Origin of the sequence: Polaromonas sp. YR568, from assembly GCF_943369675.1 — a bacterium.
Classification (GTDB): Bacteria; Pseudomonadota; Gammaproteobacteria; order Burkholderiales; family Burkholderiaceae_C; genus Polaromonas.
On sequence record NZ_CALROB020000016.1, the window covers coordinates 1 to 24,792 of the forward strand.

Here is a 24,792-nt window from a genome sequence, read left to right on the forward strand (position 1 = left end):
CATCCAGGACGCCGGCGCGGTGGCCGTCATCACCGCGAACTACCAGCTGCGCGGCGGCAAGGAATTGCCGCTCAAAGCCATCGTCGACGAAGGCATCGCCATGGGCGGCTGTGAGTCAATCAAGAACGTGATCGTTTACCAGCGCACAGCCACGGCCTGCAACATGGTGGCCGGGCGCGACAGCCTGATGCACGAAATCACCGCCAAGGCGGCGCCGGTGTGCGAGCCCGAATTCGTCGGCGCCGAGCACCCGCTCTTCATCCTCTACACCTCGGGCTCGACCGGCAAGCCCAAGGGCGTGCAGCACAGCACGGGCGGCTATTTGTTGTGGGCCAAGCTCACGATGGACTGGACCTTCGACATCCAGCCCGCCGACGTGTTCTGGTGCACGGCCGACATCGGCTGGATCACCGGCCATACCTACGTGGCCTACGGCCCGCTGGCCGCCGGTGCGACGCAGATCATCTTCGAGGGCATCCCGACCTTCCCGAACGCCGGCCGCTTCTGGCAGATGATCGAAAAGCACAAGGTCACGATTTTCTACACGGCGCCCACGGCCATCCGCTCGCTGATCAAGGCCGCCGAGGCCGACGAGAAAGTGCATCCGGCCCGCTCCGACCTGAGCAGCCTGCGCATCCTGGGCTCGGTCGGCGAGCCCATCAATCCCGAAGCCTGGATGTGGTACTACAAAAACGTGGGCGGCGAGCGCTGCCCCATTGTGGACACCTTCTGGCAAACCGAGACCGGCGGCCACATGATCACGCCGTTGCCCGGCGCCACGCCGCTGGTGCCCGGCAGCTGCACCTTGCCGCTGCCCGGCATCATGACCGCCATCGTCGATGAAACCGGCAAGGACCTGCCCAACGGATCGGGCGGCATGCTGGTCGTCAAGCGCCCCTGGCCGTCCATGATCCGCACCATCTGGAACGACCCGGATCGTTTCAAGAAGAGCTATTTCCCCGAAGAAATGGGCGGCACGATCTACCTGGCCGGCGACGGTGCGGTGCGCAACGCCGAGAACGGCTACTTCCGCATCACCGGCCGTATCGACGACGTGCTGAACGTCTCGGGCCACCGCATGGGCACCATGGAAATCGAATCGGCCCTGGTCGCGCACTCCGCACTGGTGGCAGAAGCCGCCGTGGTGGGCCGCCCCGACGACCTGACCGGCGAGGCCATCGTGGCCTTCGTGGTGCTCAAGCGTTCACGCCCCACGGGCGAAGAGGCCAAGGCCATCGCCAAAGAATTGCGCGACTGGGTTGGCAAGGAAATCGGCCCCATCGCCAAACCCAAGGACATCCGCTTCGGCGACAACCTGCCCAAGACGCGAAGCGGCAAGATCATGCGCCGCCTGTTGCGCGGCATCGCCAAGGGCGAGGCTATTACGCAGGACACTTCTACGCTTGAGAATCCAGCGATTCTCGATCAGCTGTCCGAAAAGCAATGATGCGAATCTGAACCAGGCATAAAAAAAGCCCGTCGACGACGGGCTTTTTTGTGGGCTGGCGAGCCGCTTATTTGGTTGCCAGGACCCAGGCCGCGAGCTTCTTGGCTTCTTCGGGATTGACCTGTGCATTGGCGGGCATGGGCACGGGGCCCCAGACGCCCGAGCCACCCTTGATGATCTTGGCGGCGAGTTTGTCGGCGGCGTCTTTCTGGCCGGCGTATTTGGCGGCGACATCCTTGTAGGAAGGACCTACCAGCTTCTTGTCGACGGCATGGCAAGCCATGCAGTTCTTGGCGGTGGCCAGTTGCAGGTCGGCCAGGGCGGGCGTCGACACGGCAAAACCCGTGGTCATAAAAGCGATTACCGAAAGAATGCGTTTCATGGATTGTCCTCGTGGGGGAAGTTATGGATTCGGTTACAGTCAATCAACGTGATTGTAGTGGTGCCGGTTGACCCTTGTTTCAAGGGGATACCCCTTGGGCGCTGACCGAAATTTTCTGGAGAGAAACATGTATTTGTTATTGATTGGTATTGCCGCGCTGCTGCTCAAATACCTGGAAATCGGGCCGGTTGCCACCTTGAGCTGGTTCATCGTGCTGTCGCCGTTTGCGCTTGCCGTCGTCTGGTGGGCCTGGGCTGACGCATCGGGCTACACCAAGCGCAAGGAAATTGAAAAAATGGAAAAGCGCAAGCAGGACCGCATCGACAAACAGCGTGACGCCATGGGCATGCTCTCGGCCAAGAAGCGGAAGAAGTAAGCCTGGTAAGCCTCGCTGCATCAAGTCCTTTCATTCCAGACACGCATTCAATTTATCCGCCTCGTGTCAAAGGCGAGGTGTCCCAAAGCAAAGAGCCCGTGAAGTGTGTAACTTCACGGGCTCTTGTCATTTCAGCGGACCGTAGTCAGAAGCTCAATAGTCGTCCAGCACGGCGCCCTTGCTGGCACTGGACGCGTTGAACGCGAACTTGGCCTGCACGCCGCGCGTGTAGCGCGGCGCCGGCGCCTTCCAGCCGACTTTGCGTTTTGCCAGTTCTTCATCGCTGATGTTGAGCTGCAGCAGCAGTTGTTTTGAATCGATGGTGATGGAATCGCCTTCGTTGATGAAAGCGATATTGCCGCCCGCCGCCGCTTCGGGTGCGACATGGCCGACCACCATGCCCCAGGTGCCGCCGGAGAAGCGCCCGTCCGTGATCAGGCCCACGCTTTCGCCCAGGCCGGCGCCTATCAGCGCGCCGGTGGGCGCCAGCATTTCAGGCATGCCGGGGCCGCCCTTGGGGCCGAGGTAACGCAGCACCATCACGTCGCCGGCCTTGATCTTGCCGGCCAGGATGGCTGCCAGGGCCGACTGTTCGTCGTCAAACACGCGGGCCGGGCCGGTCATGACGGGGTTCTTCAGGCCCGTGATCTTGGCGACGCAGCCTTCAGGGGAGAGGTTGCCCTTGAGGATGGCCAGGTGGCCCTGGGCGTACATGGGCCTGTCGATGGGGCGGATCACGTCCTGGTCGGCGCGAGGGACTTCAGGAACGTCCTTGAGGGTCTCGGCGATGGTCTGGCCGGAGATCGTCAAGCAGTCGCCGTGCAGCAGGCCGGCAGCCAACAAGGTCTTCATGACCTGCGGAATGCCGCCGGCCCGGTGCAGGTCGACGGCGAGGTATTTGCCCGAGGGCTTGAGGTCGCACAGCACCGGGGTGCGTTGGCGCACGCGCTCGAAGTCGTCAATCGTCCACTCGACGCCCGCCGTGTGGGCGATGGCCAGGAAGTGCAGCACGGCATTGGTGGAGCCGCCGGTGGCCATGATCACGGCGACCGCGTTTTCAATCGCCTTCTTGGTGACGATGTCGCGCGGTTTGATGTCTTTCTTGATGGCTTCGACCAGCACCTTGGCCGACTCCCTGGCCGAGTTCATTTTTTCGTCGTGCGGGTTGGCCATGGTGCTGGAGTAGGGCAGCGAGATGCCCAGCGCCTCGAAGGCGCTGGACATGGTGTTGGCCGTGTACATGCCGCCGCAGCTGCCGGTGCCGGGAATGGCGCGGCGCTCGATCTGCAGCAGGTCTTCGTCGCTCATGCGGCCGGCGGCGTTTTCACCGACGGCTTCAAATACGCTGACGATGTTGAGGTCCTTGCCCTTGTAGGTGCCCGGAAGGATGGTGCCGCCGTAGACGTAGATCGCCGGCACGTTGGCGCGCAGCATGCCCATCAGGCCGCCCGGCATGTTCTTGTCGCAGCCGCCGACCACCAGCACGCCGTCCATCCACTGGCCCTGCACGCAGGTCTCGATGCAGTCCGAGATCACTTCGCGGCTCACCAGGGAATATTTCATGCCTTCCGTGCCCATGGCCATGCCGTCGGAAATCGTGGGCGTGCCGAACACCTGGGCGTTGCCGCCAGCTTCTTCGATGCCGGCAATCGCCGCGTCCGCCAGTTTTTGCAGGCCGCTGTTGCAGGGCGTGATGGTGCTGTGGCCGTTGGCCACGCCGATCATCGGCTTCTTGAAGTCGTCGGCCTCATAGCCCATGGCGTAGTACATGGAGCGGTTGGGCGCGCGCGATTTGCCTTCGGTGATGTTCCTGCTGCGGGGATTGGCGACGATGTTGACGGTTTTGGTGTTCATGGGGTGTCTCTCGTGGTGATGGCTGCCATGCCCTGCCTTGATGCGGTCCAGGGCTGTTATCGGAGAAGCAAAGTATGCGTGCTTTGACTGATTCTTTCCAATCCATTATTTATCATCTATTAATATGTATGGCATATGAAAGACGCCAGCAGCACCGTGGACACGGCTTCCCGCAAACCGCCCCTGATCGAGCTTCGCCTGTGGCGCCAGTTCCTGGCTGTCGCCGAGGAGCTCCACTTTGGCCGCGCAGCGCGCGGCCTGAACATGACCCAGCCGCCGCTCACGCAGGCGATCGCGCAGCTGGAGGTGCTGCTCGGCGTCCGGCTTTTCGACCGCACCAAGCGCAGCGTGCAGCTCACGGCGGCGGGCGCTGCCCTGGTGCCAGAGGCGCGCGACCTGCTGGCGCGCGCCCAGGCCTTGCCGGCGTATGCGCGTGCCAGCGCCGATGGCGAGGCCGGGCGCCTGCGGCTGGCCTTTGTCTCCACGGTGGGCTTTGAACTGTTGCCGCGCTGGGTGCTGGCCTTTCGCGCGCACTATCCCAAGGTCCAGCTGGAGCTGATCGAGGCGACCGGCGACGTGCAGTTGCAGGCTTTTGAGCGCGGCGAGATCGATGCCGGCTTCATGCTGCATTCCCCCGGTTTCGCGCCCACCGGCCTGGCTTGCCGGCGCATCAGCCAGGAGCCGCTGGTGGTGGCCGTGCCGGGGCAGCACGCGCTGGCGGGCAAGGCGGATGTGGCATTGGCAGACCTGTTGGGCCAGCCACTGGTGATTTTTCCGCGACGCATCGTTCCCTCGCTCTACGATGCCATTTTTGCGATGTACCACGCAGCCGGGTATTTGCCGCAGGTTGCCCAGGAAGCCATCCAGATGCAGACCATCGTGAACCTGGTTTCAGCGGGATTGGGCATTGCCTGGGTGCCTGAAAGCGTGCGGCAATTCCAGCGGCCGGGGGTGGTTTATCGCAGCGTGCCGGCGGTCCGATCCGGAAAGACGCGGGCGCCCGCCATGCCGGGCTGCGAAACCAGCCTGGTCTGGCCGGCCGCCAATGCCAACCCGGCACTGGCGCGCTTCATGGCCTTTATCGGCGAGTAGACCGGTTAAAGGCTTCTTCCTGTTCGCGCTGGCGCCGCGCCGCCACCGCGTTTTGCTGCTGTTGCCGTTCCGCCGGGCTGAGTTCGCGTTGCTCCATCCTGCGCTGGGCGATCTCGCCTGGGCTGTTGCAGCGCGCGCCATGGTTGGCCTCGCAGTTGGCGATGATTTGCTGGTTGGTGGCGCCGGCGCCGGTCGGCGTTGACTTTCGCAGGCCCCCCAAAGCGGAAGGCGCCTGGCGCGAGCCGCCGCCGGATATCTCCGGGGCCATCGCCCGCGCATTCGCCGCCGCGTTTTCCGCCGCCCAATCCTTGGGTGCGGGGGCGGCGCCGCTGTTGCCGTAAAGCGCGCCAGGCTCGCTTTTCACGGGCGCGGCACCGGCGGGGGCGCGCATGATGAGTGTTTCGTCGTTACCGCCCTGGGCCGCGCACGGCATTTGTGAAAACACTTTTTTGCCGGTCTTATCAAGGCATTGGTAAACCTGAGCCCCGGCGTGTTGCATGAAGAGCAGGGCCAGCGAGCTGGCAACAAGGGCAGGGCGGAAAGCGTGGCGCATGGTGGAGTCCGGTACGGCGTTGCAAGTAGTTTAGGGCTCGCGTAGGCTTTTTCCTACGAAGCTTGCGTGCAAAATACCGCCCATGCTCATCCATCCCCAAATCAATCCCGTCGCGCTCCAGCTCGGCCCGCTCGGCATCCACTGGTACGGCCTGACCTACCTGGCGGCCTTCGGCCTGTTCTTCTTCCTGGCCACGCGGCGGCTGCGGCACCAGCCCTATGCCTCCATCACCGGCCCGGGCGCCTGGGCGCGCAAGGACATTGAAGACATGCTGTTCCTGGGTGTCATGGGCGTGGTGATAGGCGGGCGGCTGGGTTACTGCCTTTTTTACAAGCCTGGGCACTACCTCACGCATCCGCTGGAAATCCTGGCGGTGTGGCAGGGCGGCATGAGTTTTCACGGGGGCATGCTGGGCGTGCTGGCGTCGCAGTGGTGGTTCGCGCGCTCGCGCCGCCGGCCATGGCTGCAGGTGATGGATTTTGTGGCGCCGTGCGTGCCGACCGGGCTGGCGGCGGGTCGTGTCGGCAACTTTATCAACGGCGAGTTGTGGGGGCGCTTCAGCGACCCGGCCTTGCCCTGGGGCATGGTGTTTCCGGGCAGCGGCTCCATGCAGCCGCGCCATCCCTCGCAGGTCTACCAGTTCCTGCTGGAAGGCCTGCTGCTGTTTGTGCTGCTGTGGCTGTACGCGCGCAAGCCGCGCAAGACGGGGCAGGTCTCCGGCGCTTTCCTGCTGGGCTATGGCGTGTTCCGTTTCATCGCCGAGTTCTTCCGCGAACCCGACGAGTTTCTCGGCATCCTTGCCTTGGGCATGAGCATGGGCCAGTGGCTGTGCATTCCCATGATTGTTGGCGGCGCGTGGCTCTGGGTGTGGGCGACAAAGCGCGCTGATCCTGTCCAGGCGGAGTAGCAAGCGCTTGTTCGTGGCGGCGGGCTGTGCAGGCTGGTTCCGCCGCCAGCCGCGATAACCGGGCTTTGCGCGCATTGCCGCCCGCTTACGGGTTTCTCCCTGTCGTTTTCAGGCACAAGCTACTTGATTGTGCAGGCTTTGTTTTTCATAATTACACGTAATTACTTGAAATTACTGCCGGATTGAACGATCAAATCGTCACTGCGGGGTGATGTTCCAGCAAGGTTCGCCATTTCGGCGGCGGGTCAGCCAAAGGGTCATGCCATGCGTCTTGTCCAGAGTTCACTGCACCAGGAAGTCGCCGATACGCTGCGGGAGCAGATCTTCGCGGGCCTGCTGGCGCCCGGGAGCTTCCTGGACGAGGTCGCGCTGTGTGAACGGCTGGAGATATCGCGCACACCGCTGCGTGAGGCGCTCAAGGTGCTGACCTCGGAAGGCCTGCTGCGCCACGAGCCGCGGCGCGGCTGCTTCGTCAACGAAGTGACCGAGAAGGACCTCGACGACATTTTCCCTGTGATCGCGCTGCTGGAAGGGCGCTGCGCCTACGAGGCGGCCCGCAATGCCACCGATGCCGACCTGGCGGCGCTCACCACCTTGCATGAGCGGCTCAACAGCCATGCCAAGGCCGGCCGAATCAATGATTACTACGCCACCAATTTCGCGATCCACGAGGCCATCATCCTGTTGGCTGGCAACCGCTGGCTGGCCCAGGCGATCGCCGACTTGCGCAAGATCCTGAAACTGGCGCGGCTGCAGCAATTGCACGCGCCGGGCCGGTTGGCGCAAAGCCTGTCGGAGCACATGACCGTGTTCGCCGCCCTCAAGGCTCGCGACAGCGAAGGCGCCGAAGCCGCCATGCGCACACACCTGACGCGCCAGCGCGAAGCGCTGCGCGACCTGGCCCGCAACCAGCGCTCGCGGGTGGCCTCATGAGCGCCGCCGAATGGCTCAGCCGCAACGTCTCGCGCTTCACGGCGAGCGACAAGGCCGGTGCGCCTGCGGAACGCGCACAGGCCGCCGGAAAGAAGGCGGCGGCAGCCGCGCTGCCCGAGCGCAGCACCCACGAACGGCTGCAGGCGACGTTGAGCCAGAAAGACGAAGCGCTGTCGCCGCGCGTGCTGCGCCGCACCCTGCAGGAGCTGCAGGCCATCATCGACCCGCGCGTCAGCGAGGTCGAGGGCGGCCGCCGTGCCATGGCCATCGCGGCCTGGTACGAGGGCGCCACGCCGGCGCGCCGGCGCGACCTGTGGATGCTGATGAGCGAACAGTTCGTCGCCAACCCGCAAAAGGTCAAGGCCGCGCAGGCGCAGTTCGCGGCCGCGGTAGGCACACCCGAAGAGGCGGTGGCCGAGGTGCGCTACCGGCGCGCCACGGTGTCGCCGCGCCGGCGCCTGCTGCAGCGCTTCAGCGTCTACCCTGGCGGCATCCAGTTCCTGGTCGACATGCGCGCCGACATGCAGCCCAGCCTCAAGGCCGACAAGCGCCTGCTGGCGCTCGACGTCGAGATGGAATACATGTTCTCCACCTGGTTCGACGTGGGCTTTCTCGACCTGCGCCGCATCACCTGGGATTCACCGGCTTCGCTGATTGAAAAACTGATCAAGTACGAAGCAGTGCACGATATCAAGGGCTGGGCCGACGTGAAGAACCGGCTCGACAGCGACAGGCGCTGCTACGGCTTCTTCCACCCGCGCCTGCCTGAGGTGCCGCTGATTTTTGTCGAAGTTGCGATGGTCGAGCGCATCGCGGGTGACATCATGCCGCTGCTTGACGAACTGGCCGCGCCCTCCGACCTGAGCCGCGCTACCACCGCGATTTTTTATTCCATCAGCAACACCCAGGCCGGCCTGCGCGGCGTGAGTTTTGGCGATTCACTGATCAAGCGCGTGGTCGAAAGCCTGAAGGAAGAATTCCCCAAGCTCAAGACCTTCGCCACGCTGTCGCCGATCCCGGGTTTTCGCAACTGGCTCGGCAAGAATGCAGCTGCCATGCTGGAGAAACTGGGCGACAAGGAGCGCAGCGCGCTGGGCCGGGCCGTGGGCTTCGAGCCGCCGGGTGCCGGGCATTTCTTCACGGCGATCGAGGATCCTCTTTCGCTCGGCGAAAAATCACCGGTGCGCAAAATGCTGCTGCAGTGCGCCGCCCATTACCTCGGGCGGACCATGGAAGAGGGCAAGCCGCTGGACCCGGTGGCGCGCTTTCACCTGGGCAACGGCGCGCGCATAGAGCGCATCAACTGGGCGGGTGACCCGACGCCCAAGGGGCTCAAGCAGTCCTACGGCCTGATGGTGAATTACCTCTATGACCTCAAGCGCCTGGACCGGCACCGCGCGCAACTCGCACAGGGGGAAATCCCCGTGTCGGGCGACATCGAAGATTTGTACATTTGAACGTGTACTTAAGAGCGTACTTGGGATGAGTTTGCGTAGCGGCAGCCTGGGTCCACCCCGTGTGAACTTTCGGCTTGCTTTTTCTGGTTTTAGCAACGACAGGAGACAACAATGACATTCAGCTTTCATGCCACGGCTTCCCGGCGCAACATCTTGCGTGCCGCGGCAGCCGGCGCCGCCACACTGTCCTTTGGCAGCTACGCCCAATCGGCCTGGCCCACCAAACCCGTGACGGTGATCGTGCCCTTTCCGGCCGGCGGCGGCACCGACGCCTTTGCCCGTCCCCTGTCCGCCCAGTTCGCGAGGCTGACCGGCAAGCAGCTCATCATCGACAACCGCGGTGGCGCCGGTGGCACGCTGGGCGCCAGTATCGCGGCCAAGGCGCAGCCCGACGGCTACACGCTGTTCATGGGCGCCGTGCACCACACGATTGCGCCTTCGATGTACCCCAAGCTGGACTACGACATCGAAAAAGACTTTGTGCCCCTGGCCCTGATGGCCAACGTGCCGCAGGTGCTGGTGGTCAACCCGCGCAACATGCCGTTTGCCGATTTCAAGGCCTACATCGACGCCGTGCGCAAGGCGCCGGGCAAGTACAACTACGGCTCGGCCGGCGCGGGCACTTCGCACCACCTGGCGGGCGAACTGTTCAAGCAGCAGACCAAGACCTTCATCACGCACATTCCCTACCGCGGCGCGGGCCCGGCTTTGCAGGATTTGATCTCGGGCAACGTCGACATGATGTTTGACGGCCTGGGTTCTTCGGCCACGCACATCAAGGGCGGGCGTATCAAGGCGCTGATGGTGTCCGGCACCAAGCGCAACCCCGCCTTCCCGGACGTGCCCTGCGCCGGCGAACTGGGCTTGCCCGACTACACCGTAACCACCTGGTACGGCATGTGGGCGCCCAAGGGTACGCCCGCCGACGTGCAGGCGCGCATCGTCGAAGACCTGCGCAAGGCGGCAGCCACCGACGAGCTCAAGAGCATCTGGGCCAACAATGGCGCGGAGTTCGGCAACCTCACGCCCCAGCAGTTCGGCGCCTTCGTGAGCGGCGAAGTCAAGCGCTGGGCGGCTGTGGTGAAGACCTCCGGCGCAAAACTCGATTGACGTCCTGATGACCGGTGCCGTCTTGCTGGAGGTGAAGGGCCCTCTTGCCTTTGTGACCCTTTCCCACCCCGGCAAGCTCAATGCCATGAGCCGCGCCATGTGGCGCGAGCTGCGCGCGGCGTTTGAGCGCATCCAGCAAACAGCAACCCTGCGCTGCGTGCTGGTGCGCGGGGAGGGCGGGCATTTTTGCGCGGGCGGTGATATTTCTGAATACGCCGGTTTCCGTTTTGAAGAGGCCGGCTTGCGCGAGTTTCACGAAGACGAGGTCTGGGGAGGCCTGCAGGCCATGCTGGACTGCGACGTCCCCGTCCTCGCGCAGATTGAGGGCAACTGCATGGGCGCCGGCCTGGAAATCGCCAGTTGCTGCGACATGCGCATCGCCGGCGACACGGCGAAGTTCGGCGCGCCTATCGCCAAACTCGGCTTTCCGATGGCGCCGCGCGAGGCGGCGCTGGTGATGCGCGCGGCGGGTGAGTTGACTGCGCGCGAGATACTGCTGTCGGCCGCCGTGCTGGAGGCCGCCGAGATGAAGCAGCGCGGCTTTCTTAATCATGTTGTGCCGGCCAATGAGGCGGGCGCTGCGGCCATGGCCTGTGTGGAACGCAGCGCGGCGCTTGCACCCATTGCGGCACGGTTGAACAAGCAGGCGTTTCGGGCACTGGCCGGGGCCCACGGCACGCAAGCCATGACAGATTTGATAAGAGGCGCCTACCGCTACGCCGCGTCACCCGAACACCGGGAAGGCGTCATGGCCTTCATTGAAAAACGCCAACCCCGGTTTGACGCCCGGGCTGCGGCAACGACCAACACCGACAGCTAATCCATGAAAAACCACAACCTGTTCGCGGCGCTGCGAGCCGCCTTTCCCTCTTCGCTGGATGAAGTCGCCGTCGAAACCGACAACGGCCTGAGTTATTCGTGGCGCGACCTCGAACGCGGCACCGCAATGATGGCCAACCTGCTGGTCTCTCTGGGTTTGCCCGCGGGCGCCCGGGTGGCGGTGCAGGTCGAAAAGTCGGTGGAGGCCATGATGCTGTACCTGGCGACCTTGCGCGCCGGTTATGTGTTTTTGCCGCTCAACACCGCTTACCAGAGCGCCGAGATCGAGTACTTCATCGGCAACGCCGAGCCTTCGGTGATGGTGTGCAGCGGCAAGAACTTCGGCTGGGTCAGCAAGATCGCCTTCAAGGCCGACACGCAAAACGTCTTCACGCTTGACGATGACCGCACCGGCTCGCTGCTGGACCGCGCCGCGCATTGCAGCGACAAGCATGAGGCCGTGGCGCGCAAGGCCGACGACCTGGCCGCCATCCTCTACACCAGCGGCACCACGGGCCGCAGCAAGGGCGCGATGCTGACGCACGGCAACATGCTGAGCAATGCGCTGGTGCTGAAAGACTACTGGGGCTGGAAGAAGGGCGACGTGCTGATCCACGCCCTGCCGATTTTTCATGTGCATGGCCTCTTTGTCGCCATCCACGGCGCGCTGGTCAACGGCAGCAAGATGATCTGGCTCTCGAAATTCGATCCCAAGCTGGTGGTGAAAAAACTCCCCGAGGCCACGGTCTTCATGGGCGTGCCCACGCTGTACGTGCGCCTGCTGGCCGAGGCGGGCCTGACGCGCGAGGCCTGCCGCAACATGCGCCTCTTTGTCGCGGGTTCGGCGCCGCTGCTGATCGAAACCTTCAACGAATGGCAGGAACGCACCGGCCACACGATCCTGGAGCGCTACGGCATGTCCGAGACCGTCATGCTGACCTCCAACCCTTATCAGGGCGCCGAGCGGCGCGGCGGTACCGTGGGCTTTGCGCTGCCCGGTGTCAGCCTGCGTGTGCAGGGCGACGACGGTAAATCACTGCCTGCCGGCGAGATAGGCGGCATCCAGGTCAAGGGCCCGAACGTCTTCAAGGGTTACTGGCGCATGCTGGAGAAGACGAAAGAGGAATTCACGGCGGACGGTTACTTCAAGACCGGCGACGTCGGCAAGGTTGACGAGCGCGGCTACATCGTCATTGTGGGTCGCAGCAAGGACCTGATCATCAGTGGCGGCTACAACGTCTACCCCGCGGAGATCGAGGGCTACATCAACGACATGCCGGGCGTGGCCGAAAGCGCCCTGGTCGGCGTGCCGCACCCGGATTTCGGCGAGGTCGGCGTGGCCGTGGTAATTGCCAAGCCGGGCGCCTCGCTGGAAGCCGGCCAGATTGTGGGCGAGCTGAAGTCCAAACTGGCCAACTTCAAGATTCCCAAGCAGTGCTTTGTGGTCGGCGAACTGCCGCGCAACACCATGGGCAAGGTGCAGAAGAATTTGCTGCGCGAACAGTACAAGGGCCTGTTCGCTTGAGTAACGGCGTCTACGGCGCGAAGTCGTCGACCTGGATGACCTTGTCCGCCGCGCGCAGGTAGGCCAGCGCCAGCTCGGGCCGGCTGGAGGCCTGCGCGGCGCGCTCCATCGACTGGCTGCGGCGAACGGCCTTGTTAAGCGTCACCGTTTCTTCACCCAGTTGCGCAGCCAGGGCCAGCGCATCCATCAAATCGCGCAAGCCGCCGCCGGCCGGCATGGCCAGGTCGGGGCACAGGCGCTTCACAAGCGCGTTGTTGGTGCGCAGCAGTTTGGCCAGTTCCAGCAACTGCACGTCCCGAAGCGGCGCCAGCCGCGTGCTGCGGTTGAGCACCAGCGCGCCGACCACCCGTCGCAGCGGCGAGGGAAAGTTGGCGTAAAGCGCTTCCAGCGCATTGCCGGCCTGGTCGAGCTGCATGCGGATGGCGGCCCTTGCCACCGGCAGCATGTCCGTATCTTTTTCCATCGCGTAGCGCCAGACGCAGGCGCTGGCTATGTAGAGGTGAGCGAGCACATCGCCCAGCCGGGCCGACAGCAGTTCCATGCGCTTGAGCTTGCCGCCCAGCAGGCCCATGGCCAGGTCGCAGGTGAGCGCGTACTGGCTGCTCAGGCGGGCGATCAACCGGGCCTCCTTTTCCAGGCCCTCGGGCGGCGTGCCCAAAAGCGGTGCGCCCGCGATGCTGTGCCAGAAGTTGCGCAGCAGGTGTCCGCCGTGGCCTATCAAGGCCTGGCCCAGCGCCTCGGCGTCTTTGTCCTGCACGGCCTGCATTTCCTTCATGACGTAAGGGTGGCAGCGCACCGCGCCCTGGCCGAAGATGATCAGCGAGCGCGTCAGGATGTTGGCGCCTTCTACGGTGATGGCGATGGGTGCGCCGCGGTAAGCCACCGACAGCAGGTTGGAAGGGCCCTGGATGATGCCCTTGCCGCCCAGGATGTCCATGCCGTGGTTGACGGCGCGCCGGCCGGCTTCTGTCAGGTGCACCTTCAGGATGGCGCTGGCCACGCTGGGCTGCTCGCCGTGGTCGAGCGCGGCGGCCGTGTAGCGGCGTGCGGCATCCGTTGCGTAGAGTTCGCAGGTCATTTCGGCGATCACGCCGGCAATCGCGTCGAAGCGGCCAATGGGAAGGCCGAACTGCTCGCGCACCTGGCCGTAGCCGTTGGCCACGAAGAGCGAGGTTTGCTGCATGGCCGCGCCCAGCGCCGGCAGTGAAATCGCGCGGCCCGCCGCCAGGCATTCCATCAGCATGCGCCAGCCGTGGCCAACGCGCGGCTCACCGCCTATGACCCAGTCCATGGGGATGAAAACCTCACGCCCCTCGATGGGGCCGTTCATGAAAGCCGCATCCATGGGGCGGTGCCGCCTGCCTATCTCCATGCCGGGCTGCGGCACCGGAATCAGTGCGCAGGTGATGCCCAGGTTGCGCTGGCCTTCGGGGAGACTTTCGTCAATCGCGTTGAAAGCCAAGCCGACGACGGTGGCCACCGGCGCCAGGGTGATGTAGCGCTTGGAGAAATTCACGCTGAAGCCGCGCACCATGGCGCCGTCGATCTCGCGCTCGACCAGCACGCCGCTGTCGGGGATGGACGCCGCGTCCGAGCCCGCATACGGCGAGGTCAGCCCGAAGCAGGGCAGGTCGCGGCCGTCGGCCAGGCGCGGGAGGTAGTGCTGCTTCTGGGCATCCGTGCCGTAGCGCAGCAGCAGTTCGGCCGGGCCCAGGGAGTTGGGCACCATGACGGTCACTGCTGCGGAAATGTTGAGCGTGGCGATGCGCGTCACCACGGTGGCGTGGGCGTAGTGGCTGAAACCCCGCCCGCCGTGCTCCTCGGGGATGATCATCCCGAAGAAACGGTGCTCACGCAGGTAAGCCCAGACTTCAGCCGGCAGGTCGCCGGCCTGGTCGATCGCGAAATCGTCCAGCATGGTGCACAGTGCGGTGACTTCCGTGTCGAGAAAGGCTTGTTCCTTGGCTGTGAGCACATTGGGCCCGGCGGCGAGCAGGGTGTCAAAGTCGGGCCGGCCGGAAAACAGCCGGCCTTCAAAGCCGACGGTGCCCGCTTCCAGTGCGGCCCGTTCTGTGTCGCCCATCACGGGCAGGGCCTGGGCAAAGGGTTTCATGGCGGCTTGGCCTAGCCAGTGGGCAAATCCCATGTTGTCTCCGGAGGGAAGTAAAGATGGGTCCAGCGTACGCAGTGCGCGGCCCGGCGCCTAGGGCCGCTCGGCCCGTCTGGCTGTAGGCGGATTTGCCAGGCGGCGGGCGGCAGGCTTCATGCAAAGGCCGCATAAGAAAGGTTCCCGCACTTTCAGCCCTCTTATACAATTGCTCCGGTCTGATTTTTGCTAGTGTTTCCTGGTTTTTACTTCCAAGTTTTATAAGAGGAGTTGAGGACATTATGAAAAAGCATCTTGGGTATTGGGCGTTTTCGGCCATGCTGGTCGCGGCACTGACGGCCTGCGGTAAAAAAGAAGAGGCGCCCGCCGCCGCGGCACCGGCTGCCGCCGCAAGCGCACCGGCGCCTGTAGCCGCCGAGGAGAAAGTCCTCAATGTCTATAACTGGCCCGACTACGTCGCCAAAGACATGATCGCCAATTTCGAGAAAGAAACCGGCATCAAGGTCAACTACCAGACCTTTGAAAACAACGAAGCCCTGCACGCCAAGCTGGTGGCCGGCAACACGGGTTATGACATCGTCGTGCCCGGCGCCGTGTTCGCCAAGCCGCAAATCGACGGCGGCCTGCTCGCCAAGCTCGACAAGACCAAGATCGCCAACTACGGCAACCTGGACCCGGCCATCATGGAAAAGCTGGGCACCATTGACCCGGGTAACGCCTACCTCGTGCCCTGGGCCTGGAGCTTCACCACGGTCGGCATCAACAAAGCCAAGGTCACCAAGGCCCTGGGCTCCACCCCCATGCCCGAAAACGCCTGGGAACTGGTGTTCAACCCGGTCTACACCGCCAAGCTGAAGTCCTGCGGCATCGCTTACCTCGACTCGCCGACCGAAGTGCTGCCGCCCGCCATGCACTATCTGGGCAAGAACGCGTATTCGAACGACCCGGCCGACCACAAGGCGGCGGCCGAGATGCTGGCCAAGGTGCGTCCGCACATCCGCATGTTCTCCAGCACCATGATTGACGACCTGGCCGGCGGCAAGGCCTGCGTGGCTCTCGCCTGGGCCGGCGACATCAACATCGCCCGCGGCCGCGCGATTGAAAACAAGAGCGGCAACGACGTCGAAGCCCTGCTGCCCAGCACCGGCGGCCTGATCTTCTTCGACACCCTGGCCATCCCCAAAGATGCCAAGCACCCCAACAATGCGCTGGCCTTCATCAACTACTCGCTGCGCCCCGAGGTGTCGGCCTCGCTGACCAACGAGCTGGGCTACGCCACTGCCAACAAGGCCAGCCTGGCCAACGTCAAGCCTGAAATCGCCCAGGACAAGGCCGTGTTCCCCGATGCGGACAACCTGAAGAAAATGGTCTCTCCGGCCAGCTTCAGCAATGAAGCGCGCGAGTCCATGAGCAATGTCTTCACCGCCTTCAAAAAAGGCAAGTGAGGTTTTTGCTGTCTTGAACTGACGAGAGTGAGTTCGAACCCGGCTGTGCATGCAATGTTTTGCGTGCGCAGCTTTTTTTCATCTTGAGACGACGGGAAGCGCTGTTCATGAACTTGCCCCTATCGCCTGGCGATGGCTATCTGCGGACCGACCAGCTGGTCAAGCGCTTTGACGGCGTGGCGGCGGTCGACGATGTGTCGCTGTCCATCCACAAGGGCGAAATCTTTGCTCTGCTGGGCAGTTCCGGCTGCGGCAAATCAACCCTGCTGCGCATGCTGGCGGGTTTTGAAAAACCGACCTCCGGCGCGGTCATCCTCGACGGCGTGGACATCGCGTCCTTCCCGCCCTACGAGCGGCCCATCAACATGATGTTCCAGTCGTATGCGCTGTTCCCGCACCTGACGGTCTGGGACAACATCGCCTTCGGCCTCAAGCGCGAAGGCATGCCCAAGGCGGAGATAGCGGCGCGCGTGCAGGAGATGCTCAAGCTGGTCCAGCTCGAGGCCTTTGCCAAACGCAAGCCGCACCAGCTCTCGGGCGGCCAGCAGCAGCGCGTGGCGCTGGCGCGCAGCCTGGCCAAGCGGCCGCAACTGCTGTTGCTCGACGAACCCCTGGGTGCACTCGACAAAAAACTGCGTGAGCGCACGCAGTTTGAGCTCGTCAACATCCTTGAATCCGTCGGCGTGACCTGCGTCATGGTGACGCACGACCAGGAAGAAGCCATGGCCATGGCCTCCCGTATCGCGGTGATGAGCCACGGCCGCGTGCTGCAGGTCGGCACGCCCAAGGAAATCTACGAGCACCCCAACTGCCGTTTTGTGGCCGACTTCATAGGCAACGTCAACATGCTCGAAGGCGAACTCACGCTGGACGAGGCCGACCGCTGCGAAGTCACCACCGACCAGGGCGTGGTGAGCGTCGGGCACGGCATCAGCGGCACGCAGGGTATGTCGGTTGCGGTGGCTGTGCGGCCCGAGAAAATCCACATCGCCAAGGCCCGGCCGCCCGGGGTCAGTGCCAACCTGTTCACCGGCAAGGTGCGCGAGATTGCCTACTTCGGCAGTTACAACACTTTCATCGTCGAAGCGGCCGGCGGGCGCAGGCTCAAGATCACCGAGACCAACACCACACGCCATGAAAGCGACACCATCACCTGGGAAGACCCGGTGTTCTTCTGGTGGGACGATTCGGCGCCGGTGGTGCTGACGCAGTGAGCGGCCCGGCATGAACATTCCTTCCTGGCTCCAGCTGAACCTCGGGCGGCGCTTCGTCATCGCCGTGCCTTACGTCTGGCTGCTGCTGTTTTTTGTCGTGCCTTTCCTGATCCTGCTGCGGATCAGCGTGACGGACATGGGCAACGGCGTCGATCCCTTCGCGCCGCTGATCGAGACGGTGCAGGGTTCGTGGCACGTCCTGCTGCGCTACAACAATTACGCGTCCATCTTCATCGACAGCGCACAGGACGCCGTGGGCGGCTTCGGCAACACGATTTACATGGAGGCCTACAAGACCTCGTTGAAATACGCCTTGCTGACCACGCTGTCCTGCCTGGTCATCGGCTACCCCTTCGCGTATTTCATTGCGCGCTCACGGGCCGCAATCCGCCCGGCTTTGCTGATGCTGGTGATGCTGCCGTTCTGGACCTCTTTCCTGCTGCGGGTCTATGCCTGGAAGGGCATCCTGGCCGACCAGGGCGTGCTCAACAACCTGCTGCTGTCGCTGGGCATCATCCAGGAGCCCATGGTGATGCTCTACACCGACGTCTCCATGCTGGTGGGCATGACCTATGTCTACTGCCCCTTCATGATCCTGCCGCTGTATGCCAACCTGGTGAAGATGGACTTCCGCCTGCTGGAGGCCGCCCACGACCTGGGCGCCAGCGCCTGGAAAGCCTTCTGGCTGATCACCGTGCCGCTCAGCAAGTCGGGCATCGTGGCCGGCTCCATGCTGGTGTTCATTCCCAGCGTCGGTGAGTTCGTGATTCCGTCGCTGCTGGGCGGTGCTGAAAACATCATGATCGGCCGCGTGGTGTGGGACGAGATGTTCAGCAGCAACAACTGGCCGCGCGCCTCCGCGCTGGCGGTGGTGATGATCTTGCTGATCCTGGTGCCGCTGGCCTTCTATTACCGCTCCAGCAGCGACCGTGACGCGCAGGGAGGCCACTGAGATGAAAACCAGCATGCGTGGCGTTTTGCGCTTGGTGGAAAACAACGTGGGCAAGCTCTGGATGGGGCTGGTCTACCTGTTTCTTTACATTCCGCTGTTTTTCCTGATCGTCTTCTCCTTCAACAGCACGCGGCAGGACGGTGTCTTCACCGGTTTCTCGACGCGCTGGTACGAGGCGCTGCTGGCGGACTCGCGCCTGGTCGAGGGTTTTTTCCTGTCGCTCAAGGTGGCGCTGATCACCGGCACGCTGTCGGTGGTGCTGGGCAGCTTTGCCGCCTTTGTGCTGGTGCGCTATCTGCGCTTCACCGGGCGCACGCTGTTCTATGGGCTGGTGAACGCACCGCTGGTCATGCCCGAGGTCATCATCGGGCTGTCCCTGCTGCTGTTCATGGTGGCGGTGCAACGCACTGTGGGTTGGCCGGATCGCGGGTTCATCACCATCGTGACCGGCCATACCTTGCTGGGCATGGCTTATGCCACGGTGGTGATCCAGTCGCGCCTCAGTGAAATGGACCGCACCATCGAAGAGGCCGCGATGGACCTGGGCTGCCGACCCATGCAAGTGTTTTTTCTCGTGACCCTGCCCAACATCGCGCCGGCCCTGGTGTCGGCCTGGCTGCTGACCTTCACGCTCTCGTTTGACGATGTGGTGATTTCGGAGTTTTTGTCGGGGCCGGGCGTGACGACCTTGCCGCAGGTCATCTTCAGCTACGCCCGCCGCGGCGTGAACCCGTCGATCTACGCGGCGGCGACGATCCTGATCACGGTGGTGTCGCTGGGCATCATCGCCTACAGCATCTACGTGATGCGCCGGCAAAAACGGCTGGACCGCGAGATCAGTGCGGCGGCTCGACCGGAACAGGCTTTTCCAGACCCCGCCCCGGCAAAGTAGCCAGCACCACACCTGCCAGCGCGATGCCGAAGGCGCCGATCTGCGTGGGGTTCAGCGTTTCACCCAGCACGATCACGCCGACCGCGGCGGCGCTGATGGGCAGCAGCACCGCGAATACGCCGGCCTCGTTGGCCGGGATGGTCTTGAGGCCGGTCATCCAGAGCCAGACCGTCCACACACTGGCGGCCAGCGAGTAGAACAGCAGCAGCAACCAGGTGGAGGGCGCCACCCGGCCGAACTTAAAACTCCAGGCCATCCACAGGCCCAGCGGGGTGACGAGCACAAAGCCCCAGAGGTTGATCAAGGCCGAGATGCGCTTGGGACTGAGCACGCCGGTGAGCTTCTTGCCGATCACCGCATAAGCGGCTTCGCACAGGACCGCGCCCACCAGCAGCAGGTTGCCCAGCCATGTGTACTGCGATCCCGTTTCCAGCTCAGCTTGCACGGGCAGCCCGCTTTTGGACAGCGAAACCAGGGCGATGCCTATCACCGCACAGGCCACCGCGCCCCACACCCGCAGGCCGATGCGCTCGCGCAGGAAGGCCCAGCTCATAAGTGCAACGGCGGCAGGGATGGACGCCATGATCACGCCAGCCGCAACGGCGCTGGTCATGCTCACGCCGAACAGCATGCAGATGGAAAACAGGAAGTTACCCAGGAAGGATTCCACGAACAGCAACCGGCGGGTCGGCCCGCTCATCGGAATCTCGTCGGCGGGTTTTTTCAGCCAGCGCAGCATGGCTGCGCCGCCTATGCCGAAGCGCAGCCAGGCGAGCAGAAAGACGGGGAGGGCGGCGGCCAGGGGTTTGGACAGCGCCACATAGCTGCCCACCAAAGACATGCTGAGCGCGAGGCAGGCATAAGCCACGATGCGATTCATTAAACTGGGAGTTCCTGATGTTGAAGGCCCTGCGGCCCGCCGGCTGGATTTGGCCGGCAGGCCGGAATCATGCCTCAATTCCCAGGACCGGATTCAAGCCTTCCAGAGTTCCCGACACCCAGGATTTCACGCGATGCCGCTACCCTCCACCCGCCATGTTTTTGTCTACGGCACCTTGCGCAAGGGGGAGGAGCGCGACATCAACCGCTTGCAGCCCGTGCCAAAGTGGGTAGGCAGGGCGAGCGTGGGTGGGGTCATGCATCATCTGGGCCGCTACCCAGGCTTGGTTTTAGGCGCGCCGGGCACGGTGCACGGAGAGGTGTATGCGGTCAGTGCCGAACTGGAGCGGGTGCTCGACGAGATCGAAGAAGTCTGGCCGCAACAAACCGGTGAATACGCAAAGCGGGAGGTGACGGTGCAACTGGAACAAGGAGACGCCGACTCCGCTGCCGGAGAACCGGATGAGCCATTGCCCGAACTGCTGTGCGTCCTCTATGAAATCGCACCGGAGCGCACCGAAGGAAAGCCCGTCATCGCCAGCGGCGATTGGGTGTTGCACCGAACCGGCCGCGAGCCCTGAGCCCGCGTACACCAGTTCTGAGAGTGCTCCCTTTATGGCCGTCGATTGCAGGCCACAGGAATATCGCCTTATTTCACGATCCAATAAATTCATTTCACTATACGAAAATAGTGAATGGTGCGCTGCCGCAATATTTCTCAATATGAGAGAGTGATTTTTGTATTGTGGTATTTCGTGAAAATGTATTTGATTTTATTGGGTTTAATTTTTATCTTATATAAGACATAAGAGCTTCCAATGGTCTTGTAGAAGACTTAAAGTGACTTCATCGCATTCACCACTTTTTCTCTTCTTCAATCTTCAACCCACGGAGCCCACCATGCCACAAACCCTCACTGAACAACTGAGCCGCGACCAGCAGATTTCCGCCCTGGAAAAAGACTGGGCCACCAACCCCCGCTGGAAGGGCATCAAGCGCGGCTACAGCGCCGCCGACGTTGTCCGCCTGCGCGGCTCCTTCCCGATCGAGCACACGCTGGCGCGCCGTGGCGCAGAAAAACTCTGGGACCTGGTCAACAACGAGCCCTACGTGAACTGCCTGGGTGCGCTGACGGGCGGCCAGGCCATGCAACAGGTCAAGGCCGGCGTCAAGGCGATCTACCTGTCGGGCTGGCAAGTCGCCGCCGACAACAACAGCTACGCCTCCATGTACCCCGACCAGTCGCTGTACCCGGTTGATTCGGTGCCCACCGTCGTCGAGCGCATCAACAACACCTTCCGCCGTGCCGACGAGATCCAGCACGCCAAGGGCATCGATGCCGGCGACAAGGGCTACATCGACAACTTCGCGCCCATCGTGGCCGATGCCGAAGCCGGTTTCGGCGGCGTGCTCAATGCCTTCGAGTTGATGAAGGCCATGATCAAGTCCGGCGCCGCCGGCGTGCACTGGGAAGACCAGTTGGCATCCGTCAAGAAATGCGGCCACATGGGTGGCAAGGTGCTGGTGCCCACCGCGGAAGCCGTGCAAAAGCTGGTGGCCGCGCGCATGGCCGCCGACGTCTGCGGCGTGCCCACACTGGTGATTGCCCGCACCGACGCCGAAGCGGCCGATCTGCTGACCAGCGACTACGACGAAAACGACAAGCCTTTCATCACCGGCGAACGCACGTCCGAAGGTTTCTACAAAACCAAAAAAGGCATCGACCAGGCCATCAGCCGCGCCATCGCCTACGCCCACTACGCCGACCTGGTGTGGTGCGAAACCGGCACGCCCGACCTGGAGTTCGCCAAAAAGTTTGCCGATGCCGTGCACAAGGTGCACCCCGGCAAGATGCTGGCCTACAACTGCTCGCCGTCCTTCAACTGGAAGAAAAACCTGGACGACGCGACCATCGCCAAGTTCCAGAAAGAGCTGGGTGCGATGGGCTACAAGTACCAGTTCATCACCCTCGCCGGCATCCACTCCATGTGGTACAACATGTTCGACTTGGCACAGGACTACGTGAAGCGCGGCATGACGGCCTATATCGAGAAAGTCCAGGAGCCCGAATTCGCGGCACGCGACCGCGGCTACACCTTTGTGTCGCACCAGCAGGAAGTCGGCACCGGTTACTTCGACGAAGTCACCACCGTGATCCAGGGCGGCAAGTCCAGCGTGACCGCGCTCACAGGTTCCACTGAAGAAGAACAGTTCCACTGAACTAGCTTCATTCCAACGATTACCCAGACGCTGGTGCCTTCAGGGGCGCGGCTTTAGCCCGGACAGGAACATAGGGCCTGTCCGGGCTTTTTTGCGGGTGCTTTTTCGCGTAGAGTGCGATTTGTTACAAAAACAGGCTTTGAACATCAACTGGAGGAGGGCTGCCGTGTCGGACTTAACCGTGGGTTTCAAGCGTATTTCGTGTCCCGATTGCGAGGGCTCCGGCGAACTGCGCATTGAGAGCGAGAACATCAACGAGCATTTCGAAGTTGAGAAGCAGACCATCATTACCGAATGCCCGCGTTGCCTTGGCTTGGGATTTCTGCCGCCGGGTTCGTCGTAGTCGCGCTTTTGGCACCTCCGGCAGGCGTCTTCTCAACAAGTCCGCCAACCTGCCGTAAAATAGACGGATGCAATCAATCAAACTGGAAACAGGAAGGATCGTTCGGGTTATGACACCGCGAACTACATCCTCGTCCGTTTTCTGGAGTCATCCAGGGCGCTAGTCCGCACCCCTTGGTGATTGTTAGCTACACGATTCATAGCTTAAATCCAAATTTCCCCATCAAAGCGCGGCCTGTTCCGCGCTTTTTTGTTTTGTCCTCCTCATTTTTGTTGCCTTAAAAGTTCATCCCATGATCCAGATCACGCTCCCCGATGCTTCCAAGCGCGAATTCCCGCAAGCCGTCACGGTGGCCGAAGTTGCCGCCTCGATTGGCGCCGGCTTGGCCAAAGCCGCCTTGGGCGGCAAGGTCGACGGCAAGGTCGTCGACACCAGTTACCTGATCGACAAGGACAGTGCGCTCTCCATCATCACGGCCAAAGATGCCGATGGCCTGGACATGATCCGCCACTCCACCGCCCACTTGCTGGCCTACGCCGTCAAGGAGCTGTTTCCGGATGCGCAGGTCACCATCGGCCCCGTGATTGAAAACGGCTTCTTCTACGACTTCTCGTACAAGCGCCCGTTCACGCCGGAGGACTTGGTGGCGATTGAAAAGCGCATGACAGAGCTCGCCGCCAAGGACGAGCCGGTGACGCGCCGAGTACTGCCGCGCGACGAAGCCGTGGCGCACTTCAAGAGCATAGGCGAGCACTACAAGGCCGAGATCATCGCCAGCATTCCCGCCAATGAGGATGTGTCGCTCTACCGCGAGGGCGCCTTTGAAGACCTGTGCCGCGGGCCTCACGTGCCCAGCACGGGCAAGCTCAAGTTCTTCAAGCTCATGAAGGTGGCCGGCGCCTATTGGCGCGGTGACCACCGCAACGAGATGCTGCAGCGTGTCTATGGCACGGCGTGGGCGACCAAAGACGAGCTGCAACAGTACCTGACCATGTTGGGAGAGGCCGAAAAGCGCGACCACCGCAAGCTCGGCAAGGAACTGGACCTGTTCCACATCGACGACCACGCGCCCGGCCTGGTGTTCTGGCACCCCAAGGGCTGGACGATCTGGCAGGGCGTGGAGCAGTACATGCGCAAGGTCTACCAGGACAACGGTTACCAGGAAGTCAAGGGCCCGCAGATCATCGACAAGACGCTGTGGGAAAAAACCGGCCACTGGGACAAGTACCGCGACAACATGTTCACAACCGAAAGCGAAAAGCGCGAATATGCGCTCAAGCCCATGAACTGCCCCGGCCACATCCTGATCTTCAAGCAGGGCATCAAGAGCTACCGCGACCTGCCGCTGCGCTACGGCGAATTTGGCCAGTGCCACCGCAACGAGCCTTCGGGCGGGCTGCACGGCATCATGCGGGTGCGCGGCTTCACGCAGGACGACGGCCACATTTTCTGCACCGAGGACCAGATCCTCAAGGAATGCGTGGACTACACCACCCTGCTGCAGAAGGTCTATACCGATTTCGGCTTCAAGAACATCATCTACAAGGTCGCTACGCGCCCCGAGGCGCGCATCGGCTCGGACGAAAGCTGGGACAAGGCCGAAAACGCGCTGATGGAAAGCCTGCGCGCGTCCGGCTGCGAGTTCGAAATCGCCCCCGGGGACGGCGCGTTTTACGGGCCCAAGATCGAATACACGCTGAAAGACGCCATCGGCCGCCAATGGCAGTGCGGCACCATGCAGGTGGATTTTTCGATGCCGGAACGCCTGGATGCTGAATATGTGGGCGAAGACGGCAACCGCCACCGCCCGGTGATGTTGCACCGCGCGATTGTGGGCAGCCTGGAGCGTTTTATCGGGATTTTGATCGAGGAACATGCTGGCGCGCTGCCGACCTGGCTGGCTCCGGAGCAGGTTTCGGTGCTCAATATCACCGATTCCCAGGCCGAATATGCCCGGGAAGTGGCCAAAACGCTGCAAAATCAAGGGCTTAGGGTCAACCTGGACCTGCGCAATGAGAAAATTACGTATAAAATACGGGAGCACTCGATGAAGAAGCTGCCTTACATCCTGGTCGTGGGCGACAAGGAGAAGGCAGACGGAGCCGTTGCAGTGCGCGCCCGGGGTAACAAAGACCTTGGAGTGATGCCCCTCGATGCGTTTGCCAAGCAAATCGCCTCTGACATCGCACAAAAAGCCTGAACCGCCGGCGAATTCACCTGAATTTTTTGGCACTAAAGCTTCTCGTCCCTGTAGGACGGGCGCAAGCCGCTATAGCTTTTATAGC

Annotated in this window: 22 protein-coding genes; 17 read left to right on the top strand and 5 right to left on the bottom strand. The window is 62.8% G+C overall.

Features of this window, described 5'->3' with window-relative positions; translation table 11 throughout:
• Positions 1-1,447: acetate--CoA ligase (gene acs, locus ACLV8F_RS10510; protein WP_411884169.1), on the top strand; the 1,447-nt coding region annotated here is incomplete at its 5' end.
• A gap of 67 nt (positions 1,448-1,514) precedes the next feature.
• Here the strand turns inward: acs and ACLV8F_RS10515 are convergent.
• The gene (locus tag ACLV8F_RS10515) at positions 1,515-1,829 is read right to left on the bottom strand and encodes a c-type cytochrome (RefSeq protein ID WP_411884170.1); all 315 of its coding nucleotides are present in this window, start codon (positions 1,827-1,829) and stop codon (positions 1,515-1,517) included.
• Between the two features lie 127 nt (positions 1,830-1,956).
• On the opposite strand from ACLV8F_RS10515, the gene ACLV8F_RS10520 reads away from it, so the two are divergent.
• Positions 1,957-2,205, top strand: coding sequence for a TIGR04438 family Trp-rich protein (locus tag ACLV8F_RS10520; RefSeq protein WP_411881002.1), 249 nt, complete (start codon positions 1,957-1,959; stop codon positions 2,203-2,205).
• 153 nt (positions 2,206-2,358) lie between these two features.
• Here the strand turns inward: ACLV8F_RS10520 and ilvD are convergent, their stop codons facing one another.
• Positions 2,359-4,059 carry a dihydroxy-acid dehydratase gene (gene ilvD / locus ACLV8F_RS10525; protein ID WP_411884171.1) on the bottom strand — a complete coding sequence of 567 codons (1,701 nt, stop codon included), beginning with the start codon at positions 4,057-4,059 and terminating at the stop codon, positions 2,359-2,361.
• A 135-nt stretch (positions 4,060-4,194) separates the two neighbouring features.
• Here ilvD and ACLV8F_RS10530 point away from each other — a divergent pair, with 135 nt between their 5' ends.
• A complete protein-coding gene (locus ACLV8F_RS10530; RefSeq protein ID WP_411884172.1) occupies positions 4,195-5,151 on the top strand; it encodes a LysR family transcriptional regulator in 957 nt (318 codons plus the stop codon).
• On the opposite strand, the gene ACLV8F_RS10535 is transcribed toward ACLV8F_RS10530, so the two are convergent.
• Positions 5,138-5,704: a DUF4124 domain-containing protein gene (locus tag ACLV8F_RS10535; RefSeq protein WP_411884173.1), complete on the bottom strand. Its 567-nt coding sequence runs from the start codon at positions 5,702-5,704 to the stop codon at positions 5,138-5,140. The genes ACLV8F_RS10530 and ACLV8F_RS10535 overlap by 14 nt on opposite strands.
• 82 nt (positions 5,705-5,786) lie before the next feature.
• Between ACLV8F_RS10535 and lgt the strand changes: the two genes are divergently transcribed.
• From lgt to ACLV8F_RS10565, 6 genes are all read left to right on the top strand, one after another.
• The gene (lgt, locus tag ACLV8F_RS10540) at positions 5,787-6,611 is read left to right on the top strand and encodes a prolipoprotein diacylglyceryl transferase (protein WP_411884174.1); all 825 of its coding nucleotides are present in this window, start codon (positions 5,787-5,789) and stop codon (positions 6,609-6,611) included.
• Positions 6,612-6,875: 264 nt separating this feature from the next.
• Positions 6,876-7,544 carry a GntR family transcriptional regulator gene (locus tag ACLV8F_RS10545; RefSeq protein ID WP_411884175.1) on the top strand — a complete coding sequence of 223 codons (669 nt, stop codon included), beginning with the start codon at positions 6,876-6,878 and terminating at the stop codon, positions 7,542-7,544.
• On the top strand, positions 7,541-9,001 hold the full coding sequence (locus tag ACLV8F_RS10550) for a malonyl-CoA decarboxylase domain-containing protein (RefSeq protein WP_411884176.1): 1,461 nt from the start codon (positions 7,541-7,543) through the stop codon (positions 8,999-9,001). The genes ACLV8F_RS10545 and ACLV8F_RS10550 overlap by 4 nt, the downstream gene beginning before the upstream one ends.
• Positions 9,002-9,112: 111 nt before the next feature.
• A complete protein-coding gene (locus ACLV8F_RS10555; protein WP_411884177.1) occupies positions 9,113-10,111 on the top strand; it encodes a Bug family tripartite tricarboxylate transporter substrate binding protein in 999 nt (332 codons plus the stop codon).
• Between the two features lie 7 nt (positions 10,112-10,118).
• Positions 10,119-10,931, top strand: a complete 813-nt coding sequence (locus tag ACLV8F_RS10560; RefSeq protein ID WP_411884178.1) for an enoyl-CoA hydratase/isomerase family protein — start codon at positions 10,119-10,121, stop codon at positions 10,929-10,931.
• A gap of 3 nt (positions 10,932-10,934) precedes the next feature.
• Positions 10,935-12,455 carry a malonate--CoA ligase gene (locus ACLV8F_RS10565; RefSeq protein ID WP_411884179.1) on the top strand — a complete coding sequence of 507 codons (1,521 nt, stop codon included), beginning with the start codon at positions 10,935-10,937 and terminating at the stop codon, positions 12,453-12,455.
• Between the two features lie 10 nt (positions 12,456-12,465).
• On the opposite strand, the gene ACLV8F_RS10570 is transcribed toward ACLV8F_RS10565, so the two are convergent.
• Positions 12,466-14,601 carry an acyl-CoA dehydrogenase gene (locus tag ACLV8F_RS10570; RefSeq protein WP_411884180.1) on the bottom strand — a complete coding sequence of 712 codons (2,136 nt, stop codon included), beginning with the start codon at positions 14,599-14,601 and terminating at the stop codon, positions 12,466-12,468.
• A gap of 242 nt (positions 14,602-14,843) precedes the next feature.
• Between ACLV8F_RS10570 and ACLV8F_RS10575 the strand changes: the two genes are divergently transcribed.
• From ACLV8F_RS10575 to ACLV8F_RS10590, 4 genes are all read left to right on the top strand, one after another.
• Positions 14,844-16,007, top strand: a complete 1,164-nt coding sequence (locus ACLV8F_RS10575) for an extracellular solute-binding protein (RefSeq protein ID WP_411884181.1) — start codon at positions 14,844-14,846, stop codon at positions 16,005-16,007.
• A 107-nt stretch (positions 16,008-16,114) separates the two neighbouring features.
• Positions 16,115-17,221 (top strand): ABC transporter ATP-binding protein, encoded by a 1,107-nt coding sequence (locus ACLV8F_RS10580; RefSeq protein WP_411884182.1) that lies wholly within the window; start codon positions 16,115-16,117, stop codon positions 17,219-17,221.
• Between the two features lie 10 nt (positions 17,222-17,231).
• Positions 17,232-18,173, top strand: coding sequence for an ABC transporter permease (locus tag ACLV8F_RS10585; RefSeq protein WP_411884183.1), 942 nt, complete (start codon positions 17,232-17,234; stop codon positions 18,171-18,173).
• A 13-nt stretch (positions 18,174-18,186) separates the two neighbouring features.
• Positions 18,187-19,065: an ABC transporter permease gene (locus ACLV8F_RS10590; protein WP_411884184.1), complete on the top strand. Its 879-nt coding sequence runs from the start codon at positions 18,187-18,189 to the stop codon at positions 19,063-19,065.
• On the opposite strand, the gene ACLV8F_RS10595 is transcribed toward ACLV8F_RS10590, so the two are convergent.
• Complete coding sequence (locus ACLV8F_RS10595; RefSeq protein WP_411884185.1) at positions 19,010-19,945, bottom strand: DMT family transporter; 936 nt, start codon at positions 19,943-19,945, stop codon at positions 19,010-19,012. The two genes, ACLV8F_RS10590 and ACLV8F_RS10595, sit on opposite strands and share 56 nt — an antisense overlap.
• 133 nt (positions 19,946-20,078) lie before the next feature.
• Between ACLV8F_RS10595 and ACLV8F_RS10600 the strand changes: the two genes are divergently transcribed.
• The 4 genes from ACLV8F_RS10600 to thrS all read left to right on the top strand — a co-directional run bounded on the left by ACLV8F_RS10600 (position 20,079) and on the right by thrS (position 24,707).
• Entirely contained in the window at positions 20,079-20,525 is a 447-nt protein-coding gene (locus tag ACLV8F_RS10600; RefSeq protein WP_411884186.1) for a gamma-glutamylcyclotransferase, read from the top strand.
• 319 nt (positions 20,526-20,844) lie between these two features.
• Positions 20,845-22,164 carry an isocitrate lyase gene (gene aceA, locus ACLV8F_RS10605; RefSeq protein WP_411884187.1) on the top strand — a complete coding sequence of 440 codons (1,320 nt, stop codon included), beginning with the start codon at positions 20,845-20,847 and terminating at the stop codon, positions 22,162-22,164.
• Between the two features lie 139 nt (positions 22,165-22,303).
• On the top strand, positions 22,304-22,507 hold the full coding sequence (locus tag ACLV8F_RS10610) for a hypothetical protein (protein ID WP_411884188.1): 204 nt from the start codon (positions 22,304-22,306) through the stop codon (positions 22,505-22,507).
• A 292-nt stretch (positions 22,508-22,799) separates the two neighbouring features.
• Positions 22,800-24,707, top strand: coding sequence for a threonine--tRNA ligase (thrS, locus tag ACLV8F_RS10615; RefSeq protein ID WP_411884189.1), 1,908 nt, complete (start codon positions 22,800-22,802; stop codon positions 24,705-24,707).
• The last annotated feature ends 85 nt before the right edge of the window (positions 24,708-24,792 follow it).

Bases quoted from the DNA above. Each gene is read 5' to 3' on its own strand.
- ACLV8F_RS10515 (WP_411884170.1), bottom strand. From the start codon at position 1,829: ATGAAACGCATTCTTTCGGTAATCGCTTTTATGACCACGGGTTTTGCC.
- ACLV8F_RS10520 (WP_411881002.1), top strand. From the start codon at position 1,957: ATGTATTTGTTATTGATTGGTATTGCCGCGCTGCTGCTCAAATACCTG.
- ilvD (WP_411884171.1), bottom strand. From the start codon at position 4,059: ATGAACACCAAAACCGTCAACATCGTCGCCAATCCCCGCAGCAGGAAC.
- ACLV8F_RS10530 (WP_411884172.1), top strand. From the start codon at position 4,195: ATGAAAGACGCCAGCAGCACCGTGGACACGGCTTCCCGCAAACCGCCC.
- ACLV8F_RS10535 (WP_411884173.1), bottom strand. From the start codon at position 5,704: ATGCGCCACGCTTTCCGCCCTGCCCTTGTTGCCAGCTCGCTGGCCCTG.
- lgt (WP_411884174.1), top strand. From the start codon at position 5,787: ATGCTCATCCATCCCCAAATCAATCCCGTCGCGCTCCAGCTCGGCCCG.
- ACLV8F_RS10545 (WP_411884175.1), top strand. From the start codon at position 6,876: ATGCGTCTTGTCCAGAGTTCACTGCACCAGGAAGTCGCCGATACGCTG.
- ACLV8F_RS10550 (WP_411884176.1), top strand. From the start codon at position 7,541: ATGAGCGCCGCCGAATGGCTCAGCCGCAACGTCTCGCGCTTCACGGCG.
- ACLV8F_RS10555 (WP_411884177.1), top strand. From the start codon at position 9,113: ATGACATTCAGCTTTCATGCCACGGCTTCCCGGCGCAACATCTTGCGT.
- ACLV8F_RS10560 (WP_411884178.1), top strand. From the start codon at position 10,119: ATGACCGGTGCCGTCTTGCTGGAGGTGAAGGGCCCTCTTGCCTTTGTG.
- ACLV8F_RS10565 (WP_411884179.1), top strand. From the start codon at position 10,935: ATGAAAAACCACAACCTGTTCGCGGCGCTGCGAGCCGCCTTTCCCTCT.
- ACLV8F_RS10570 (WP_411884180.1), bottom strand. From the start codon at position 14,601: ATGGGATTTGCCCACTGGCTAGGCCAAGCCGCCATGAAACCCTTTGCC.
- ACLV8F_RS10575 (WP_411884181.1), top strand. From the start codon at position 14,844: ATGAAAAAGCATCTTGGGTATTGGGCGTTTTCGGCCATGCTGGTCGCG.
- ACLV8F_RS10580 (WP_411884182.1), top strand. From the start codon at position 16,115: ATGAACTTGCCCCTATCGCCTGGCGATGGCTATCTGCGGACCGACCAG.
- ACLV8F_RS10585 (WP_411884183.1), top strand. From the start codon at position 17,232: ATGAACATTCCTTCCTGGCTCCAGCTGAACCTCGGGCGGCGCTTCGTC.
- ACLV8F_RS10590 (WP_411884184.1), top strand. From the start codon at position 18,187: ATGCGTGGCGTTTTGCGCTTGGTGGAAAACAACGTGGGCAAGCTCTGG.
- ACLV8F_RS10595 (WP_411884185.1), bottom strand. From the start codon at position 19,945: ATGAATCGCATCGTGGCTTATGCCTGCCTCGCGCTCAGCATGTCTTTG.
- ACLV8F_RS10600 (WP_411884186.1), top strand. From the start codon at position 20,079: ATGCCGCTACCCTCCACCCGCCATGTTTTTGTCTACGGCACCTTGCGC.
- aceA (WP_411884187.1), top strand. From the start codon at position 20,845: ATGCCACAAACCCTCACTGAACAACTGAGCCGCGACCAGCAGATTTCC.
- thrS (WP_411884189.1), top strand. From the start codon at position 22,800: ATGATCCAGATCACGCTCCCCGATGCTTCCAAGCGCGAATTCCCGCAA.